At 34.9% G+C, this 19,479-nt stretch carries 22 protein-coding genes; all 22 read right to left on the bottom strand.

The features are described from left to right. Positions 1–13 precede the first annotated feature (13 nt). The 22 genes from qcrB to KQI49_RS07000 all read right to left on the bottom strand — a co-directional run bounded on the left by qcrB (position 14) and on the right by KQI49_RS07000 (position 18,773). Positions 14–688 (bottom strand): menaquinol-cytochrome c reductase cytochrome b subunit, encoded by a 675-nt coding sequence (qcrB, locus tag KQI49_RS07105; protein ID WP_216487681.1) that lies wholly within the window; start codon positions 686–688, stop codon positions 14–16. Between the two features lie 6 nt (positions 689–694). Beyond that, a complete protein-coding gene (locus KQI49_RS07100; RefSeq protein ID WP_216487680.1) occupies positions 695–1,207 on the bottom strand; it encodes a QcrA and Rieske domain-containing protein in 513 nt (170 codons plus the stop codon). Positions 1,208–1,340: 133 nt separating this feature from the next. Beyond that, positions 1,341–1,799, bottom strand: coding sequence for a DUF2487 family protein (locus tag KQI49_RS07095; protein ID WP_216487679.1), 459 nt, complete (start codon positions 1,797–1,799; stop codon positions 1,341–1,343). Between the two features lie 73 nt (positions 1,800–1,872). After that, complete coding sequence (locus KQI49_RS07090) at positions 1,873–2,445, bottom strand: ReoY family proteolytic degradation factor (protein WP_216487678.1); 573 nt, start codon at positions 2,443–2,445, stop codon at positions 1,873–1,875. A gap of 42 nt (positions 2,446–2,487) precedes the next feature. Next, on the bottom strand, positions 2,488–3,732 hold the full coding sequence (locus KQI49_RS07085) for a tetratricopeptide repeat protein (protein ID WP_216487677.1): 1,245 nt from the start codon (positions 3,730–3,732) through the stop codon (positions 2,488–2,490). Between the two features lie 75 nt (positions 3,733–3,807). After that, complete coding sequence (aroA, locus tag KQI49_RS07080; RefSeq protein ID WP_216487676.1) at positions 3,808–5,094, bottom strand: 3-phosphoshikimate 1-carboxyvinyltransferase; 1,287 nt, start codon at positions 5,092–5,094, stop codon at positions 3,808–3,810. Beyond that, on the bottom strand, positions 5,091–6,170 hold the full coding sequence (gene aroB / locus KQI49_RS07075) for a 3-dehydroquinate synthase (RefSeq protein WP_216487675.1): 1,080 nt from the start codon (positions 6,168–6,170) through the stop codon (positions 5,091–5,093). Before aroB ends, aroA begins: the two co-directional genes overlap by 4 nt. Further along, positions 6,170–7,333, bottom strand: coding sequence for a chorismate synthase (aroC, locus tag KQI49_RS07070; RefSeq protein ID WP_216487674.1), 1,164 nt, complete (start codon positions 7,331–7,333; stop codon positions 6,170–6,172). The genes aroB and aroC overlap by 1 nt, the downstream gene beginning before the upstream one ends. A 19-nt stretch (positions 7,334–7,352) precedes the next feature. Next, positions 7,353–8,126: a CheR family methyltransferase gene (locus KQI49_RS07065; protein ID WP_216487673.1), complete on the bottom strand. Its 774-nt coding sequence runs from the start codon at positions 8,124–8,126 to the stop codon at positions 7,353–7,355. 100 nt (positions 8,127–8,226) lie between these two features. After that, on the bottom strand, positions 8,227–8,673 hold the full coding sequence (gene ndk, locus KQI49_RS07060) for a nucleoside-diphosphate kinase (RefSeq protein WP_216487672.1): 447 nt from the start codon (positions 8,671–8,673) through the stop codon (positions 8,227–8,229). Between the two features lie 86 nt (positions 8,674–8,759). Further along, a complete protein-coding gene (gene hepT, locus KQI49_RS07055; RefSeq protein ID WP_216487671.1) occupies positions 8,760–9,731 on the bottom strand; it encodes a heptaprenyl diphosphate synthase component II in 972 nt (323 codons plus the stop codon). 126 nt (positions 9,732–9,857) lie between these two features. After that, on the bottom strand, positions 9,858–10,574 hold the full coding sequence (locus KQI49_RS07050; RefSeq protein ID WP_216487670.1) for a demethylmenaquinone methyltransferase: 717 nt from the start codon (positions 10,572–10,574) through the stop codon (positions 9,858–9,860). Between the two features lie 3 nt (positions 10,575–10,577). Next, positions 10,578–11,372 carry a heptaprenyl diphosphate synthase component 1 gene (locus KQI49_RS07045; RefSeq protein WP_216487669.1) on the bottom strand — a complete coding sequence of 265 codons (795 nt, stop codon included), beginning with the start codon at positions 11,370–11,372 and terminating at the stop codon, positions 10,578–10,580. Between the two features lie 112 nt (positions 11,373–11,484). Next, positions 11,485–11,709, bottom strand: coding sequence for a trp RNA-binding attenuation protein MtrB (mtrB, locus tag KQI49_RS07040; protein ID WP_371817531.1), 225 nt, complete (start codon positions 11,707–11,709; stop codon positions 11,485–11,487). Positions 11,710–11,831: 122 nt separating this feature from the next. Further along, positions 11,832–12,104, bottom strand: a complete 273-nt coding sequence (locus KQI49_RS07035; protein WP_216487668.1) for an HU family DNA-binding protein — start codon at positions 12,102–12,104, stop codon at positions 11,832–11,834. Between the two features lie 386 nt (positions 12,105–12,490). Then, on the bottom strand, positions 12,491–13,969 hold the full coding sequence (spoIVA, locus tag KQI49_RS07030) for a stage IV sporulation protein A (protein ID WP_216487667.1): 1,479 nt from the start codon (positions 13,967–13,969) through the stop codon (positions 12,491–12,493). A 181-nt stretch (positions 13,970–14,150) separates the two neighbouring features. Beyond that, positions 14,151–14,879 (bottom strand): hypothetical protein, encoded by a 729-nt coding sequence (locus tag KQI49_RS07025; RefSeq protein ID WP_216487666.1) that lies wholly within the window; start codon positions 14,877–14,879, stop codon positions 14,151–14,153. A 20-nt stretch (positions 14,880–14,899) separates the two neighbouring features. Further along, the gene (locus KQI49_RS07020; protein ID WP_371817535.1) at positions 14,900–15,076 is read right to left on the bottom strand and encodes a DUF2768 domain-containing protein; all 177 of its coding nucleotides are present in this window, start codon (positions 15,074–15,076) and stop codon (positions 14,900–14,902) included. Positions 15,077–15,349: 273 nt separating this feature from the next. Continuing rightward, positions 15,350–15,610, bottom strand: a complete 261-nt coding sequence (locus tag KQI49_RS07015) for a stage VI sporulation protein F (protein ID WP_216487664.1) — start codon at positions 15,608–15,610, stop codon at positions 15,350–15,352. 98 nt (positions 15,611–15,708) lie between these two features. Next, positions 15,709–16,746 (bottom strand): NAD(P)H-dependent glycerol-3-phosphate dehydrogenase, encoded by a 1,038-nt coding sequence (locus tag KQI49_RS07010; RefSeq protein ID WP_216487663.1) that lies wholly within the window; start codon positions 16,744–16,746, stop codon positions 15,709–15,711. Positions 16,747–16,760: 14 nt separating this feature from the next. Continuing rightward, the gene (gene der, locus KQI49_RS07005; protein ID WP_216487662.1) at positions 16,761–18,071 is read right to left on the bottom strand and encodes a ribosome biogenesis GTPase Der; all 1,311 of its coding nucleotides are present in this window, start codon (positions 18,069–18,071) and stop codon (positions 16,761–16,763) included. Between the two features lie 114 nt (positions 18,072–18,185). After that, entirely contained in the window at positions 18,186–18,773 is a 588-nt protein-coding gene (locus tag KQI49_RS07000) for a YphA family membrane protein (protein ID WP_216487661.1), read from the bottom strand. Positions 18,774–19,479 lie beyond the last annotated feature (706 nt).

Below are 19,479 nucleotides of genomic sequence, written 5' to 3'. Positions count from 1 at the left end.
CTATCCCTCCTTCTTATAGTGGTCCTGAGATACCTTGTCTACGAATTAAAATAAAGTGTACAGCGAGTAGTGCAAACAAAGCTGCTGGCAAGAAGAACACGTGAATTGCAAAGAACCTCGTTAGAGTTTGCGCTCCTACAATTTGTGCGTCCCCTGCTAATAATGTTTTTAAATCGTCACCAATAAGCGGTACTTGTTCTGCAATCTCAAGTCCAACTTGTGTCGCAAAATATGCTTTGTTATCCCAAGGTAATAGATAACCTGTAAAACCCAATCCAAGAATGATGAAAAAGAGTAAAACTCCTACCATCCAGTTAAGTTCTCTTGGTTTCTTATAAGCACCCTGGAAAAACACTCTTAAAGTATGTAATAACAACATTACTACTACAACACTTGCTCCCCAGTGGTGCATTCCTCTTACGATTTGCCCATGAGCAACTTCAGTTTGTAGGTAATAAACAGATTTCCATGCGTTCTCAATATCTGGAACGTAATACATTGTCAGGAACATTCCTGATAGTATTTGGATGACAACAACGAAAAATGTTAAACCACCAAAACAATAAACAAAGGCTGAAAAATGGTGAGCAGGATTAACATGCTCAGGCACTTCGTGGTCTGCGATATCTCGCCATATAGGCGTAACATCAGCACGTTCATCAATCCAGTCATATATCTTTTGTAACATGTAGGTTTAAGCCTCCTCTCTTGGTTTTGCATCTCCTAAGAATAACATTCCATTTTCCACTTTTTGCGTATAGCGATGTAGCGGTTCCAATGGAGGTGTTCCAGGAATATTTGTACCATCCTTTTCATAACGTCCATCATGACATGGGCAGAAAAATTCATTTGGATGTTGGTCACTACCTTCCCATGAAACAACACAACCAAGGTGTGTACAAATTGGGGAAAGTGCGATAATATCATCATTATCATCTTTATATACCCATGCTGATTTACTTACTTCGGATTCATACCATCCATCTACTTGGTCAATTTTCCAATCAACTCTTTGTGGCTCAGTAGTAATATCGTCTACAGACAAGCCGATATTTGCATAATCTCCAGAAGCTGATGGCTGTAGAACTGGATCAACTGCCATTCTTAACATCGGAACAAGCATACCAGCTGCCATAAATCCACCTACTCCTGTAAGAGTATAGTTCAAAAATTGCCTACGGGATACTTGTTGCTTTTTTTCACTCATGATTCTCCCCCCTCTTTTACAGTAATCACGGACAAAATATTATTAATCAGATTACTAGGACATAACCATGATAGCGTAAACTATCTTTTCGGTCAATATATAATGTTATTTTAACCTAATCATATAGAGTCGTCTACCAATAAGAACGAATAAGTTCACAAATTTGTAAAACTTGATCCCTAATTATTGATACAACTTCCTTAGACTCGAGGTCTTCCGACTGGACACTTGGAAACCAAAGTAAATGACTGTCTAAGTCTTTTTCATACCTTTTCCAATCCATATCAAAAGTAATAAAAAACGTATGGGTAAAAGGTTGTTTTGATAACTCTGCTGACAATACATTAAGTCGAGTTATTTCACTGTCTTTTTCAGCTGATTTAATATAATAGTAATTCGGTAATAGCATGACTCGTCCACTTAATTCTTTTTCAATCTCATTTGAAATAATGGATAAAGATTCATTTTGAATGGCTTTTTTGTTTGCATCCTCATCTGGAGCTATTTGAAACGGTATAAGTGGCATAATAATGGTATCTACATATTCTTTTGCTTGGGTATATCGTTTAAGATCTTGAGAGACCCACTTCATTTAATTATCATCCTTTTCCGAGGTAATTATTCAACAATCTAAAGTTTATCGTATTTCAACAAAAAAAATCAACCTATTCCTCAGAATAAGGCTGATAATTACTTCCCTTATTTAACTGTTCTAATTCTTTTCTCCAAAACAAAAAATTTTTATAATTTTTTTCGTCTAAAGATTCATCGATATTCTTTTTAATTCTTTTTAATTGATATTCATATAATGATCGTTCTAAAAATTTCTTAGCCAAAAGACGGTCTGTTTCAGTTAAATTACAGTCGTCAGGGTGGTGTGGATTGTCTTCCAAAACTCTAGCATATATAGGGTTCTGGTTGGCATTTTTAAAATTAAGCTGAATATATAGTGGTTCATTTTGGTTTAGCCTGATATCATGAAATGATTTATCCGCATCAGTCGTTACGATTTGCTTTTTATTAAAACGAAAAGGCACTTCAGACGAACAATAGCAAGTCATAATAATTCCTCTAGGAGAAAACCTAGCATCTCGAACAAAATGCACATGGGTTAAGACTTCGTCATGGTTTAATAAATAATTTAAAATCCACACGCTTTCACGTTTTTTTAATTGATAATTATTCAAAAACCAACGAATAAAGTTTTTCTTATCGCTGACTGAAACAGGAGCTTGCATCGTCAATCCACCTCCTAGTAAACTTACAAACCTTTTGATTAATTATTGTTTAAATCTAGCCATTAGTTCTTCGACTTCAAAATCATCAGGTTGTAATTGTAAATAAGTTTCAAAGACAGTAATTCCTTTATTCGTCCTCCCTTCTTCAAACAAGAAATAGCCATACTCTTTAAGAAAATCAGCGTCTTTACTAAAATGATTATATGCTATGTTATAGTGATTTAATGCATTATTATATGATTCTGTTTCATAAAACGCGCGTGCTAACTCCCAATCGTAAAGTGGATCTGTTAACCCCATTGCGTGAAGATCATGGATGAATTTAATAATGCCTAAAAAATCTTCTACTTCCTTTAATGATTCAATTTTAAATAACACAGCATCTTTATAATCTGGATCAAGGGCAATTGCTTCACTAATCCATTTATCACTTTCCTCATGCTTGCTAAGTTGATGAGCTAGTTTTCCTGCCAGATAATAAAGCTTTTTATTAAACTCGTCATTTTTTAGTCCTTGTAGAGCTATTTTATAAGCTTTGTCAGGGTGTTTTTCCTCTTGATATACTTTAGCTAGCTCATAAAACACTGAATGGTAATATGGATCCTTTTCAATTAACGTTTCCCAGGAACTGATCGCGATATCATTTCTTCCTGCACTAGCTGCAGTAAAACCATATTTAAATAAGGTGTCGGCATCATCAACGTTTATTTGCTGATAGTAGTTTAATGCTTGCTCATATTCACCAATTAAAGCATTCGCTTCCGCTAAACGATTATGAATTGAAATTTCAGCAATCGTTGCTGTGTTTATTTTTTCATAATAAGTGATTGCTTTTTTGTACTCACCCATAGAGAAATAAAGTTCACCAAGTGCAAAATTAATAATTTTTTCGTTTGGCAGTAAATTCTTCGCCGTTAATAATTTTTGCTCTGCTACTTCAAATAATCCTTGAGCTTGATAAAGATCGGCCAATTGTAATAAAGATTGAATATAAGTATCGTCCTCTTCAGGTATTTCATTTAGTAAAACCATTGCTTGTTCATCTTGATTATTTTCAATATAAAGATCAGCTAGCATTATTTTTATTTCATTTTCTCTTGGATACTTACTTAGCAGATTTGTTAAGATAGTGATTGCTTCCTCGTTAAAACCCCATTGCATATAGATTTCAACAATCATCATTTTTTCATCATCTTGTGCTTGGGGCATATAATTATTAAGTAAATTAAGAGCCTGGTCTGGTTGTCTATTTTCAAGAAGTTGCACAGCTTTTGTAATTGTATTCACTAATTGACACCCTTTCGTGCTCGACCTCACATTAATTTTATATTGATTGAAGGTATAAGTAAAATAGTAAAACTATTATTCTGTTAGTTGCTTAAGATCTTTAAAAAAACGTGGATATGAGATTGATATGGATGATAATTTATCTATATTAACTTTTTGATTTGTTATAAGTGATGCTATCACAATCATCATAGCAATGCGATGATCATCATAAGATGAAACATCGCCTCCGGTAAGAGACGTTTTTCCTTTAATGATCATCCCGTCTTCAGTCGGCTTAATGGTTGCTCCTAACGTCGATAACACAGTAACAATTGCTTTAATTCGATCGGTCTCCTTCACACGAAGTTCCTCAGCACCTCTAATGATTGTTGTTCCCTCGGCTTGGGTCGCCAGTAAGGCTATTATTGGAATTTCATCTATCAAACGAGGTATCAAATCACCTTCGATAGTAGTAGCCTTGAGTGGTTGATGTTTGATGGTTAAAGTGCCTGTTCTTTCTCCTGCTTCTTCAGTGATTTCTTCAAGCAAGACATTGGCACCCATTTTCCTTAGTACATCTAAAATACCTGTACGCGTATCATTTAAACCTAAATCCTTAATTCTAACATGACTACCAGGGACGATTAGCGCTCCTACTATCCAAAAAGATGCTGATGAAATATCTCCAGGGATAAACAAATTGCCTGCAATCAAGGAGTCAGTAGGCTTTATAGTAATTGCATGCTTTTCAGTTATAATATTGCTCCCAAATTCCTTTAGCATAATTTCTGTATGATTTCGCGTTTGAGCTAGTTCAGTGACAGTGGTTGCACTATTTGCCAAAAGCCCAGCAAATAGTAAAGCCGATTTTACTTGAGCACTTTTGACTGGAATTGTATATTCGAAACCATGTAGCTGTCTTCCTTGAATAGTAAGTGGTAATGTCATATCTCGCCCTTGACTTGAGAGGATAGCACCCATTTCCTTTAAAGGTAGAATAACACGGTCCATTGGACGTTTTGTTAAAGAGGAATCTCCAGTTACTTTAGAATTAAATGGTAACCCAGCCAGCAAACCAATCATTAAACGAGCAGTGGTCCCAGAATTGCCAAAATAAAGAGGTTCTTTTGGCTCCTTTAATCCCCTTATTCCTTTAGATTTGATTACGTAGACTGGGCCTTTCTTTTCAATTTCTACTCCCATGAGTTTAAATGCATTAATTGTTCTAAAAACATCTTCACTTTCAAGTAAATTATTTATACGCGTTGTCCCATTGGCAAGCGAAGCAAGGATAATTGCACGATGTGAAATTGATTTATCCCCTTCCAGCGATATCGTACCAAATAAGGGACGACTATTTTGTAAAAGTTCTATTTTCATAATACATCACTTCCTAAATTACTGAAAAACTCTCTCAAATACTTTTCAAGTTCATGATTGTCAATTTTACGAGTTAAAGGAGAACCAACTCTACTTAAAAGAACCATTTGAATTGACTGGTTTACTGCTTTTTTGTCAGATTTCATTAATTTAATTAGCCTTTTCAAATTTATTGCTTTCAACTTCAAAGGATAATCATTCTCTTTTAACCATTTAAAGAGAGCTTTTGTCGGTAATTCAGCACTTAGCAGTTGTTCACTAACATAAAGGGAAAAAAGCAGGCCAATGGCTACTGCTTCACCGTGTGTCAATGTATGATACTCAAAATATGTTTCTAATCCGTGGCCAAGCGTATGACCCAGATTTAAGTGCATTCTCACGCCATGTTCTTTTTCATCCTGTTCAACAATGATTGCTTTAGTTTCAATTCCCTTTTTAAGATGGTTTTGAAGATGATTAAAATTTACCGAATGGACGGAAACTGCCAATAAATTATTAAAAAAAGAGTCATTAGCTATTAACGCTTCTTTAATGAGCTCTGCATAACCTGACCGAATTTCTTTTATAGATAAACTTTTAAGCGTCTTAATATCATAAATAATTAAACGTGGTGCATGAAAATTACCAATTAAATTTTTGCCATATTCATGATTAATGGCTACTTTTCCTCCTACACTACTGTCATGTGCCAGAATGGTTGTCGGAAGCTGAATATAGTCAATGCCTCTCATATATGTTGCAGCTACAAATCCGGCCAAGTCACCTACCACTCCTCCGCCTAAAGCAATCATAAGGGAATTGCGATCACATCCCATTTCTATTAAATATGAATGCACATCATAAAAGACATCAATTGTTTTCGATTCTTCTCCAGGTTTAACAACCTTTGTATAGACAGTATAGTCATGTAAACTTTCTTCTACCTCTTTAAGATATAATTTTTTAACATTTTCATCTGTTAAGATTAAAATAGAAGAATAATGGGTGCTTAAATGTTGAGGAAGGTTTTTGTAGATGTCATATCCTAGATAAATAGAATAATTATGTTCAGTTGATTTGATTTTTATTTCATCCATTAAAAACACCTTACTTCTTCTCGATAACGCTTTATATTTTCTTTTAAGACGGGAAATGAATCACTGTGGAACTGTTCGATGATAGCCTTAGCAATTTCAATAGCAACGACATGTTCCATCACGACTGCAGCAGCTGGGACAGCACAGGCATCTGAACGCTCAACACTCGCATGGAATGGTTCTTTTGTCTCTATATCAACACTCTTGAGTGGCTTGTAAAGAGTAGGGATAGGTTTCATAACCCCTTTTACAATAATTGGCATACCTGTTGTCATGCCTCCTTCAAAACCGCCTAAACGGTTTGTTTCTCTATAGTAACCATTTTCTTTAGTCCAGGAAATTTCATCATGTACTTGACTCCCCGGGTTCCTTGCCGCTTCAAAACCAAGACCGAATTCTACACCTTTAAATGCATTAATACTTACAACCGATGCTGCTATACGGCTATCTAATTTACGATCATAATGAACATAAGATCCAAGACCTGCCGGCACTCCCTTAACAAAAACCTCGGTCACTCCACCCAGCGAATCTCCTTCTTCTTTCGCTTTATCAATAGCCTTCATCATATCTTGATCAACGTCTGGATCAAGCGTTCTTACTTGGGAAGCCTCAGACCTTTCTTGTCTTTCTTTCATCGTTAAAGAAATGTCTTTTGCCTGGATTCCACCAATTTCTTTAACATAGCCAATCACTTCGATACCTAAATGTTTTAACAGCGTTTTAGCAACTGCTCCTGCCGCCACCCGCGCAGTGGTTTCTCTGGCCGAGGAACGCTCTAAGACATTCCGCATATCCCGATGTCCATATTTTAAACCTCCGTTTAAATCTGCATGACCCGGTCTTGGTCTAGTAACAACCCTTCTAATTTTTGCATTATCAGATAAAGGTTTTTCCCCCATAATGTCTGTCCAACGTTTGTAGTCATCATTATGAATAACTAGAGATATGGGTGAACCAAGTGTATATCCATGTCTTATACCACTCGTTATATCTACTAAATCCTTTTCAATTTGCATCCGTCTTCCCCGACCATATCCTTTTTGCCTTCTGAGTAAGGATTCGTCAATGTTTTCTTTTAGTAATGGCATGTTAGCAGGAATACCTTCGATAATTGTAGTTAATTGTTTGCCATGTGACTCTCCTGCTGTTAAAAAACGCATAAAGTGCACTCTCCTTTAGTTAATTCTTTTGATAGAAAAATGTATCGACTAACTTTAAATTGTATCTTTCAGAATTAAATATTTGTTCTGTACTACCTACAAATAATATTCCTTGCTCATTTAATGAAGAGCTAAACTTCTGATAAATATTATCTTTTGCTTGATCTGTAAAATAAATGAGGACATTACGACATATGAGCAAGTCGACATTTTCAGGATATGTATCAGCTAATAAATTATGTTTTTTAAATGTAACCTGATTTTTAACCGAATTATTTATATGATACAATTTATTTTTATATGTAAAAAATTTATCCTTAAAATTAGTTGAAAGATTTTTTAATGATTGTTCTGGATATACGCCTTGCTTAGCCTGTTTCAATACAAATTCATCGATATCGGTTGCTATAATCGTTGCTTGAACCTCTGGAAACAATTCAGTCAATAACATAGCAATACTATAAGGTTCTTCACCCGTAGAACATGCAGCACTCCAAACAGTGAGTTTGTTTTTCTTTTTAGTTAGTAATGGAATAATGTCCTTTTCTAATGCATTCCATCGTTTTGGATTACGATAAAATTCAGATACATTTATGGTAAGTCGTTTAGTAAACTCTTCTAATAATGTCTCACTTTCTTCAAGTGCACGATAATATGTTACAAAGTCTTGGTATCCTCTTTTATTTCTTAATGAGGTTATTCGTCGCTTCATCTGTGCTTCTTTATACAAACTTAAATCAATGCCTAGTTTTCTATTTATACGTGAAATAAATTGAATGTAATCTTGTGACATGAGTTTTCCTCTTTTATATTTATTTTCTTTTTTAATTTTTGATTATCATATTTTAAAAATGCCTCCGTATTAACGGAGGCGTAAATTGTATACTCTTACTCTAATAAATCCATTCGCTATCTTGTTTGTTATAAGTTAAAAATTCATTTTCATTGAAAAATAAATTAACTTCTCTTTCTGCACTTTCCACTGAGTCAGATCCGTGGATAACGTTCTTACCAACCGTAACTCCGTAATCGCCACGTATTGTTCCTGCATCTGCTTCTGCTGGATTTGTCGCCCCCATCATATGGCGAGCTGTAGCAACGACATTTTCACCTTCCCAAACCATTGCAAATACTGGACCTGATGTAATAAACTCAACAAGTTCCCCGAAGAATGGACGTTCTTTATGTTCAGCATAGTGTTCCTTTGCTAATTCCTCTGAGACAAGCATTAGCTTAGCACCAACTAGTTTAAACCCTTTCTTCTCAAATCGGCCAACAATTTCACCGACCAAGTTACGTTGTACCCCGTCAGGTTTTACCATTAAAAAGCTTTTTTCCATAACTACACCTCTTTTAATATGTATTTCTTGCAAAATGTAACCGCTAAAATTTTACCAGATTTCATAGGAAATGACAATATATACTGTTAAGAGCGACGTTTCCCAATATATCTTGCTATATTTTCCAGTGTTTGCTTTGCTCTATGATTTGGGAAGTCATGAATCGTGTCTAACGCCTTTAGTAAATATCTCTCACTTAATTGATAGGATTGTTCTATAACATCTGATTGATTAATTTTAGTTATAAGTTCTTTAATATCTTCATCTTTTATTTCACTTGGAACGTGAAACACGTTAGTTAATAATTCAGCAAAATTATGATCACGCATAGCTATTAACACGGGAAGAGTTATATTCCCCTGCCTTAAATCATTTCCTGATGGTTTACCTAAGACTTTGGATGTTGAAGTGAAGTCGAGAATATCATCTATAATTTGATAAGACATGCCAATATAATATCCATACTTATATAACTTATTTATATGTTCCTCTGATAAGCCTGCTGAAATGGCACCTAATTTACAACTTGTTGCAATCAGTAAAGCAGTCTTTCGTTTTATCCTTCTTAAGTAATGTCTCAAGTTTTGATTTATATTATATTTATCTTTTATTTGCTCAATTTCCCCTACACAAACTTCGACAATAGCTTGTGATAAAGATTGGTGAATCGCTGCCTTTTCTATCGTAGTTATACTTTCCAGAGCACGTGCTAAAATATAATCGCCTGTGTACATAGCAACGCGGTTTCCATAATGGTGTTTTATTGTTGGTTTTCCTCTTCTTAACGTTGCCTCATCAATAACATCATCATGAACGAGTGTAGCCATATGAATGAGTTCAAGTGAGACAGCGATAGTCTTTATTTCATCCATGTTAAAGTCTCCAAATCTGCCAGACAGCAACACAAAAACGGGACGAATTCGTTTTCCACCCGCCCTTAATAGCTGCGTTGAAGCTTCTCTTAAAACAGGATGTTCTGCTTGGATGACCTTATTCAGTGCGTCTTCAATTGTGTTTAAATCATTTTTTAAATAACTGTATGTTTTAGCTAGATTCATGTAAGTCACCTTTTGTGGATGATTACAATTTTAAAAGTTAACAAATTGCCTAAGTTTTACGATTGATTCATAATCACTATCATTTCTGAAGCATAGTTAACTAAAACATCATCCCATATTTCAATCTTATTTTATCCCCAAATGCATCGCTGCTACACCACCGGTATAGCTTTTTACTTTCACATGTTTAAAACCAGCATTTAAAAACATTTTTCTAAGCATGTTTTTATCTGGAAAGTCTTTTGCTGATTCATGTAACCAAGCATATTCTTGATAACTTTTCGCAAATATTTTACCAATTAATGGCATTATGTATCTAAAGTAAAAATAGTACCCTTGTCTAAATCCCAACATAGTAGGTTGGGACGTTTCTAAACAAACGACTAAACCACCTGGTTTAACAACCCTATACATTTCTTGTAAGACCGTCATATAATCAGGAACATTTCTAAGTCCAAATCCTATAGTCACATAATCAAACTTATTATCTTCAAACGGCAATTTCATAGCGTTACCGTGCATGAACTCTAATTGAGGCATTGGAGGGTGTTGTTTTTTCTTTTGATTAGCAACCATTAACATATTGTCACTAAAGTCTAATCCTATTACCTTACCTTCAGGACCAATTTCTTCGGCCAGAGAAATTGACCAATCGCCTGTGCCAGCACAAACATCTAGTGCTTGCGCCCCCCTTTTAACATCCATTTTTTCCATAACGTTCTTCCGCCAAGCAGTATGTCTTTGAAAGGAAATGATTGAGTTCATTGAGTCATACTTATTATAAATTTTCTCAAAAACATGGTGGACACGTTCTTCTTTTGTTTGTTGTTCATTTTCAGACATAATTTATCCTTCTTCCGTTCTTTGAATAATTACCATATCTATTTTCATGTGATCAATTTTATTAAAAATATATGATTTCAATTTTACATAACTGTCAGGAATTTGTTTCGCTGACTTTTCAATGTTTTTTATAGATATGGGAATGTCCCGTTTAAGAAATACATCTAAATCTTGATTTGAATAGTATGGAGATTCTCCTAACCAATTTTCTAAGAAATGTGACTGGTTAGATTCTACATTTTCTTTAAGACTGTAAAGTTTATCTAAAAGAAGCCAATCGCTTACGAACTCACTTAATATAGGCTCATTAATATGACTTGCCACATAACTAATAGATAAGGAGTTTATATCTTTCACACATTCCATAAATTCATCAAAAGAAGAAAACTCTTGATAATAGAGTTTCATTTTTTGTTCATTGATAACTTTAATCGCATCGGCTAATGTATGAATCATCTTAAAATCATCTATTTCAGATAGCAATAAGTAGTATAAACCACTATAATAATCACCCGCCAGCACACTCAACTGTTTAGATACTCTTTCAGGCATATGTTCCGGTAGCTCAGGGCCATCATTAACACTATCATGGATTGTCAAGGCTATATCAATAAGCATTATGGTTACGATGTAACTTTCTTTTTTATATGTAGGTAAATGGTTTAATATTTCATTTAAAAATATAAGTTTTTCATCTTCTATGATTGGTCTTTGAATATATTGATCTAAATAGGTATGTTTTAATTTATTCTTAATAAGATTCTTAAGATATTTGATTTCATTTTCATTTTCATACAAAGTCATCACCCTGACTCTTTCCAAAATTCCTGCTTACTTTCGCTATTATAACATAATTATCGATTGTTAGATAATGTTGGAGTGGAAACAGTAGCAAGAAATTTATGACAAATTAATCATTTTTAATTTCCCCATGTTGGGTTTGGATTAATGCTTTTCCTCTCACTTTTACTGCAGATGTATGTTCTGTAAATTGTGCCAACATGATTTCACCTTTATCCAACTTTTCGGTGTGATGAAAGCGTGTATCAGTTCCTCTCGTCAATCCAATAACATTAACCCCATCTTCTAATGCTTTTACAATAAAAAAGTCTGTTTTTGAAATTGGTTTATCCACATAAAACACTCCTTAAAAAATATAGTGTTATATCAAAATTATAATAATGATGAATGATGGCCTCTAAGACAACAAAGAAAAAAGGGTGCGTCATGACGCACCCTTTATAGCCCTATGTACGATTATTTCACGCTATCTTTAAGGGCCTTACCTGCTTTAAATGCAGGAACTTTGCTTGCCGGAATTTCAATTTCTTCCCCAGTTTGAGGGTTACGGCCTTTACGAGCTGCACGCTCACGTACTTCAAAGTTACCAAAACCGATTAATTGAACTTTTTCACCTTTACTAAGTGAATCCATGATTGTTTCGAAAACAGAATCAACGGCTTTGCCTGCATCCTTCTTGGATAGTTCGCTCTTTTCAGCTACTGCATTAACTAAATCCGTTTTATTCATGATATTCACCTCCTCCCAATAGGTTAAATCGACATTGGAACAAATCAATTCATATCTTCATTTGTTTACCAAGTTGCCTTTTTTTATACTAGCTTGCTACCATTAATGGTAACAAAGCTTATATTAACTGAGTTTGTATTTAAATTCAACATATTTATGCATATTTTTCATTTTTTTATGGTAAAACGGTTACAATACTAAAAATACAGCAAAAATGAACGTCCCTTATTAGATATATACGACATTGACAGCAGTTTTCCTGCTGTCATACAAAACTTTTTTATAACCCGCCCTAGATAATAAAAAAGAATTTATATAATAAAAGAAAAAAACAGCAACCTTGTTAAGCTGCTGTCTAAAAAATCATGCTAAAAAGCATTTGTTTTTTATAAAATAATTGCAATCAATCCGCCAGAACCTTCGTTAATAATACGTTCAAGTGTATCTTTTAATTTATACCTGGCGTTCTCAGGCATCAAGGCAATTTTAGCCTGGATTCCTTCGCGTACTATCGAGCTTAATGAGCGTCCAAAAATATCAGATTCCCAGATAGATAAAGGGTCTTCTTCAAAATCTTGCATTAAGTAGCGAACAAGCTCTTCACTTTGCTTTTCCGTTCCAATAATTGGAGCAAATTCAGATTCTACTTCAACTTTAATCATATGAATTGAAGGAGCCATCGCTTTTAATCGTACCCCATAACGAGATCCCTGCCGAATAATCTCTGGTTCATCTAATTCCATATCTTCAAGAGTAGGTGCTGCAATTCCATATCCGGTCTGCTTTACCATTTGAAGTGCACCTGATACTTGATCAAACTCCCGTTTGGCATGGGCGAAATCTTGCATCATTTCTAATAAATGATCCTTCCCCCTTATTTCCTCACCGACAATTTCAGTTAGAATTTGATCATATAAATATTCAGGAGCGTGTAAATCTATCTCTGCAATTCCATCTCCCATTTCCATCCCGGCAATATTCGCTTTATCAATATAGTCATATTCAGAAAATTCGCCAATAATTTGGTCGACATCTCTTAATCGTTTAATATTTTTCACCGTTGATTCAATCGCTTCTTGGTAACTTTTTCTTAACCAATGTTCCTCTCTTAAAACCATAACCCAACTCGGTAGATTGACATTCAGCTCTAGTACCGGAAACTCATAAAGCGCTTCACGTAACACATTATGCACGTCGTGTTCTGTCATTGATTCGATACTCATTGACAGAACTGGGATATCATAATCCCTAACCAAGTCTTGTCTCAATAACTCCGTCTCCTCACTTGAAGGTCTGACGGAATTGATCACCATAATAAATGGTTTACCAACCTCTTTTAGTTCCTCAATCACTTTTGCTTCTGCATCTACATAATCAGATCTCGGTATCTCACCAATCGTTCCGTCTGTGGTAACGACGACGCCAATAGTAGAATGCTCCTGAATCACTTTCCTAGTGCCTATTTCCGCAGCATCATGAAATGGAATGGAGTCTTCATACCATGGTGTATGAATCATTCTAGGGCCATTTTCATCTTCAAATCCTTTTGCTCCATCCACCGCATAACCGACACAATCAACCAATCGTACATTCACATCCAAACCATCCTCCACATTAATAGAAACAGCTTGATTTGGAATAAATTTTGGTTCTGTAGTCATGATTGTTTTACCTGCAGCACTTTGAGGCAGCTCGTCATGTGCCCGGCTTCTTTCACTTTCATCCTCAATGTTTGGTAAAACAATTTGCTCCATAAACTTTTTGATGAAAGTAGACTTGCCTGTTCTTACTGCACCGACTATTCCTAAATAAATATCTCCATTTGTTCGTTTTGAAATATCATTAAAGATATCGAACTTTCCCAAAAGATCCCCTCCCAATATCACTTACAAATTATTATTGAACACAGATTACGACTAATTGACATTACAAGTCTATGATGTTGTCCTATTAAATTATGACTTAATATGTGTAAATAAATTTCAACCTTGTTTTTTATCAATAAAAAACCCTTGAAACAATATATGTTTCAAGGATACTAATATGCTAATTATTCATAAAAACAGGTTCATCATCCTCAATAGTATAAGGAACGGAGTAAGCTGGTAAGAAAGGGGAATTTTCGGCTAGTATATAGCGAATATCATCACCATGTTTATAATCGTACTCATCAAAAGTCTTCAACGCCTCGTTTAAATCAATTCTATAGTCTATAAACAACTTACCTTCTGTGTTCATAATAATAGGTAACTGGTTGTCGAAATAGGGACTTTTCACATGAGGAGATGAGTCTAATCCTAATTTCTCATAGTCAATTGTAAACATCCCTTTGTCAATCTCTTCTCCAAAAGGCGGGTAAATATGTTTGTCCCGATAAAGATCAAGTTGTACATTAACTCGTCTAATCTCCTCAGTCATCCTTAAATCAATCAATTTTACTTGTGGATCATCTTCTGGATATAAGATTGCATATTGATAAGTTCCGCCATTTTCATATGCATTTCCCGGTACTTCTGAAATTAGATTATGTTCTTTTAAAATATTAAAATCAATTAAATACTTCTCGAAAATCGGAGTCTCATTATCTTTTGTTTTTATTGGTATGAGACCATTATTTTCTTCTATATAAGTGTCTACTGCTGTTTGAATTGTATTTAATTGCTGTTCATTAGGAACTTGATTTTTACCTAATTCATCATTAGGATATAAACAACCGCTTAAGAGCAATAAACAAAATGGTAAAATAAACAGCTTAATATATGTAGTTTGTTGCACTATACTTTCCTCCTGCCTGTTTATCTTGTGGGACCACTAAAAACTATATAAACAATTATAATACCACCGACTAACAAAGAAATATAAGCTAATAACGAAACTATCCCAGCAAACCATCCTTTCAGACGGTTTCTACCCAACCATATTAGCCCTAGAGCCAATAGTAAAAAGAATATTCCTGCAAAGGAAATCCACATTTTCAGCATTGATAACGACAAGTTTTTCACCTCAAATACAAACCTTATTACATATCTCACAGTATTATAACACGACTGATCAAATAAAATAAATCGATTAATCTAGTTATATCCCATTTTATACTATTAGATGAAAAAACCGGGAAAAGAGGAGCTATCTCTTCCCGGAGATGACTAAATATTTATCCATTGTAGCCCTATCTATGAATGCTTGTGCAATTCTATTATATGTGAGCAAAGTTTAAAACGTATACTCACATGCCCAGTAAAGGCCTATTTTTTAAACATTTGACTTAGCGTTTGCATATCCATTGGTACATTTTGGTTCGTGATTGTTTTAACAAGTTTATCTTCTTTCTCTTTGGACACGGGTTTATTTGCCATTCTTGCTAATTGGCGTATTAATTTTCTCACTGTTCTTTCATCTGAGAAATCAGCATTCTTTACCGAATCTGCAACTTTATAAATTTCACTTGGATTAATGGATGAATTTTTTTGAATTTTACCAAAAAGATTATCTTGATTATTAGCCACATGCTCGCCTCCTTGCTTTGTTCATTCAATACATGATATGCAAGGAAAGCTTTTTTGTTATGACCTTTTAATATTTTAATTCATGAGCAAATTGCTTATTATTTAACATCTCTATTTCTGATCAAAGATGCTAAATCATCCATTTCTTCTCGTTTATCACGATTCATCAATTGTTCAACTATCTCTTTCGGCTTTTTATCATTAAATAAAATTTGATATATACCACTGGTTATTGGCATATCCACATTTTCTTTCTCAGCAAATTTGTAGGCGGCTTTAGTCGTACGCACTCCTTCAACGACCATGCCCATTTGATCTAGAATTTCTTCTAATTTCATACCTTTACCTAGCATGTTCCCTGCACGCCAATTTCTACTGTGTACACTCGTACATGTTACGATTAAATCACCTACACCAGGTAAACCTAAAAAAGAGAGCGGATTGGCTCCTAAAGCTGTTCCAAGTCTAGTAATTTCTGCTAACCCGCGTGTTATAAGAGCAGATTTAGCATTATCTCCATAACCCAACCCATCTGATATGCCAGCACCAAGCGCTATAATATTCTTTAATGCGCCACCTAATTCAATACCTATCATATCTTTACTTGTATATACCCGGAAAGATTCATTGAAAAATAAATTCTGTGCATATTTGGCATTATCTTCATTAATAGATGACACGGTTACTGTTGTAGGATGTCTTAAAGCAACCTCTTCAGCATGACTTGGTCCTGATAACACAACTATATCTTCATAACTGTAATGATCCATTTCTTCACTTATCATTTGTGAGACACGTTTTAATGATCCAGGTTCAATACCTTTAGAAGCATGAATAATAGTAACTTGATGATCTAAAGTGTCATTTAGCTGTTGGCACACTTCTCTCACTGCTTTTGTAGGCACAACCATGACTATACTCTCAACATCATCTGTAGCATGCTTTAAATCATTATAAGCACGAATGTTCTTAGGTAGTATGGTATCTAAATATTTTTCGTTTTTATGTGTTTCGTTTATATGCTCAGCCTGCTCTTTCTTATACGTCCAAAGACGCACATCACAATTATTATCTGCTAATACAATAGCAAGAGCAGTTCCCCAGCTTCCAGCTCCTAACACTGCTATTTTTTTCATATATTAGTTCCTCCTCACTGACGCTTTCTTGCATAAATATTTATTGGCGTTCCAACAAATCCAAAAGCTTCTCGAATTCTGTTTTCTAAAAATCTTTTATAAGAAAAGTGCATGAGTTCTGGTTCATTAACAAAGACAACAAAACTTGGTGGTTTAACAGAAACTTGGGTAGCATACAATACTTTTAATCGTTGTCCTTTAATTGTTGGAGTAGGGTTAATAGCAATTGCATCCATAATCACATCATTAAGTGCATTCGTAGGAATCCTTTTTGCATGATTTTCACTTGACTCTTTAATCATTGGCAATAAAGTGTGAAGCCTCTTTTTAGTCTTCGCTGATAGAAAGGCGATAGGCGCATAATCTAAAAACTGAAAATGTGTTCTTATTTTCTGTTCAAAATCTCTCATGGCTTCTTGACTGGATGCTACTGTATCCCATTTATTAACAACAATAACTATAGCCCGTCCAGCTTCATGGGCATAACCTGCAATTTTTTTGTCTTGTTCTCTAATACCTGTTTCTGCATCAATTAAAACCAGCACAACATCAGAACGATCAATGGCTTTAAGCGCTCTTAATACACTGTATTTTTCTATGCTCTCATAAACTTTTCCACGCTTTCTCATGCCTGCTGTATCAATAATTAAATAATCTTGTTCATCTATCGTCAAGTAGGTATCTACTGCGTCCCGTGTGGTTCCTTCAATATTACTTACAATGACCCGATTTTCATTCAAAATAGCATTGACCAAAGAGGATTTGCCCACGTTTGGTCTTCCGATAACACTAAATGCAATCGTGTCATCGTCTACCTCACCTTCGTTCAGGTTAGGGAAATGTTCTTTTACTTCATCAAGTAAGTCTCCAAGTCCAAGCCCATGGGCTCCTGAAATAGGGAAGGGTTGTCCAAAACCTAAAGAATAATATTCATAAATCTGGTCTCTCATTTCAGGGTTATCTATTTTATTGACTGCTAGAACGACAGGTTTATTAGACTTAAATAATAACTTGGCTATCTCTTCATCAGCACCAGTGACTCCTTCTTTACCATTAACCATAAAAATAATCACATCAGCTTCATCTATAGCAATTTCTGCCTGTTGTCTAACATTCGTAAGTAAGGGCTCATCACCCATTTCAATACCACCAGTATCGATAATATTAAAAGGTGTTGTTAGCCATTCGCCTTCAGCATAAATACGATCTCGAGTTACACCTGGCTTGTCTTCAACAATTGATATTCTTTCACCAACCATTCGATTGAAAATGGTTGACTTTCCAACATTTGGTCGGCCAACAATAGCAATAACAGGTTTACGCATGAAAGGAACATCCTTTCTAAATTATAATTTTAGCTTTATTTAGTTTAGCAAAGTAATTTGTTTTAAACAATTTTTTAGTAGCCTCATATCGATTTAATATATGTCAAGATTATTCTAATTAATTTGTCCCTGATTTATAAGTGTATTTAGACGATGCTTTACACGCTGGTATTGATTCAGTAGAAATAATAAAAATAGAGTCAATAGCAATGTATCCATAAATTCTAATTCACCGAATGTTTTAGGTGAAAAATAATTTGACACAATCAAATTGTAAAGCACTTCACCGGAACTTAGTCCGACTAAAGTTACCATGGTTTTAGAATAAAAGCCTTTTGTTAAAGTGGTAACTAAAATAAAGCTCATTATAGCAAGAGTAAGATATCGTGGTCCAAATATCCAAATGGGGGCATTCTTCTCTATTAGCAAAACACCTGCATAACCAATCATCATGATGAATGATACAATTAAATGATAAAATGGCTTTTTTAATGAAGCTAGACCAAGAAAAGAACCAAGAAAAATTATAATAAAACTTAATGAAATAGTGTACATATCAATAGTGATGAACTGATTGACCAATATAATAGAAATTAATACCCAGTATGAGAAATATGTACGTCTTTTACCTTTTTTCATAAAAAATAATATAATAACGCAAAAAATCCAACTAATCCAATGAAACAAAATCCCATCCATCATAGCTAATCACCTACCATTCACATTATGGCAATTGGTGACTTCTTTTAAACAAAGTTGTTAAGATAAATTAAACCAGCTTAGAATTATCATTTCTTATATGTAGTAGGATTTTTCCGAATTTAATTTTAAGGTGTTTCGTATTAGATATATGATGTGTAGTAATTCTTTCTTTCTGGAGCTTAGAAAGGTACTAGGTTGTTTTCCGCTCCAGACCATTGCTTTCCGCGGGCCAGGAAGAATTGGGGTTCATTCTTCCCACTTCAGCCTCCTCGAGAAGACCGCTCTGCGGGGTCTTCAGACTCGTGGGACTGCACTATCGTTCGTCCCACCGATAACCATTTGCTGTTCCCGCAGGAGTCAATGGTCTTCCGCTCCAAACAACCATCATAGTAGTAGTTATTACATTAATCAAAGAGAAATTATAATTATAGCGGAGGAAATACGCGGAGACTCCTGGGGCTGCAGCAAGCTTCGCCCCACCGAAAACCTTTGTGGGAGCTATGGTCTTCGGTGGGGCGAGCATTCACGCGCAGTCCCAGAGGCCTAGATGAGACCCCACAGAGCGTAGCTCGAGGAGGCTCATCAGCCGCCCACGGAAAGTGAACCGACCCCTGTCAAGTAGACAGTATAAATAAAAAGATAAACAATTAGGCGGATAGCTCTGTATATTCCAGTGGGGCTAGTCCGTCTAAGTTCTGTTGAAAAC

Origin of the sequence: Virgibacillus sp. MSJ-26, from assembly GCF_018918075.1 — a bacterium.
Classification (GTDB): domain Bacteria; phylum Bacillota; class Bacilli; order Bacillales; family Amphibacillaceae; genus MSJ-26.
Note: the sequence above shows the minus strand (reverse complement) of the source record. Positions and strands in the feature narration are given on the sequence as shown.

Bases quoted from the DNA above. Each gene is read 5' to 3' on its own strand.
- KQI49_RS07100 (WP_216487680.1), bottom strand. From the start codon at position 1,207: ATGAGTGAAAAAAAGCAACAAGTATCCCGTAGGCAATTTTTGAACTAT.
- KQI49_RS07020 (WP_371817535.1), bottom strand. From the start codon at position 15,076: ATGTGGATTTCCTTTGCAGGAATATTCTTTTTACTATTGGCTCTAGGG.
- KQI49_RS07065 (WP_216487673.1), bottom strand. From the start codon at position 8,126: ATGTCACAAGATTACATTCAATTTATTTCACGTATAAATAGAAAACTA.
- KQI49_RS07010 (WP_216487663.1), bottom strand. From the start codon at position 16,746: ATGAAAAAAATAGCAGTGTTAGGAGCTGGAAGCTGGGGAACTGCTCTT.
- der (WP_216487662.1), bottom strand. From the start codon at position 18,071: ATGCGTAAACCTGTTATTGCTATTGTTGGCCGACCAAATGTTGGAAAG.
- aroC (WP_216487674.1), bottom strand. From the start codon at position 7,333: ATGCGTTTTTTAACAGCAGGAGAGTCACATGGCAAACAATTAACTACA.
- KQI49_RS07050 (WP_216487670.1), bottom strand. From the start codon at position 10,574: ATGTCTGAAAATGAACAACAAACAAAAGAAGAACGTGTCCACCATGTT.
- ndk (WP_216487672.1), bottom strand. From the start codon at position 8,673: ATGGAAAAAAGCTTTTTAATGGTAAAACCTGACGGGGTACAACGTAAC.
- qcrB (WP_216487681.1), bottom strand. From the start codon at position 688: ATGTTACAAAAGATATATGACTGGATTGATGAACGTGCTGATGTTACG.
- KQI49_RS07090 (WP_216487678.1), bottom strand. From the start codon at position 2,445: ATGCAAGCTCCTGTTTCAGTCAGCGATAAGAAAAACTTTATTCGTTGG.
- hepT (WP_216487671.1), bottom strand. From the start codon at position 9,731: ATGAATCTAGCTAAAACATACAGTTATTTAAAAAATGATTTAAACACA.
- KQI49_RS07000 (WP_216487661.1), bottom strand. From the start codon at position 18,773: ATGATGGATGGGATTTTGTTTCATTGGATTAGTTGGATTTTTTGCGTT.
- KQI49_RS07035 (WP_216487668.1), bottom strand. From the start codon at position 12,104: ATGAATAAAACGGATTTAGTTAATGCAGTAGCTGAAAAGAGCGAACTA.
- aroB (WP_216487675.1), bottom strand. From the start codon at position 6,170: ATGGATGAAATAAAAATCAAATCAACTGAACATAATTATTCTATTTAT.
- aroA (WP_216487676.1), bottom strand. From the start codon at position 5,094: ATGAAAATAGAACTTTTACAAAATAGTCGTCCCTTATTTGGTACGATA.
- KQI49_RS07095 (WP_216487679.1), bottom strand. From the start codon at position 1,799: ATGAAGTGGGTCTCTCAAGATCTTAAACGATATACCCAAGCAAAAGAA.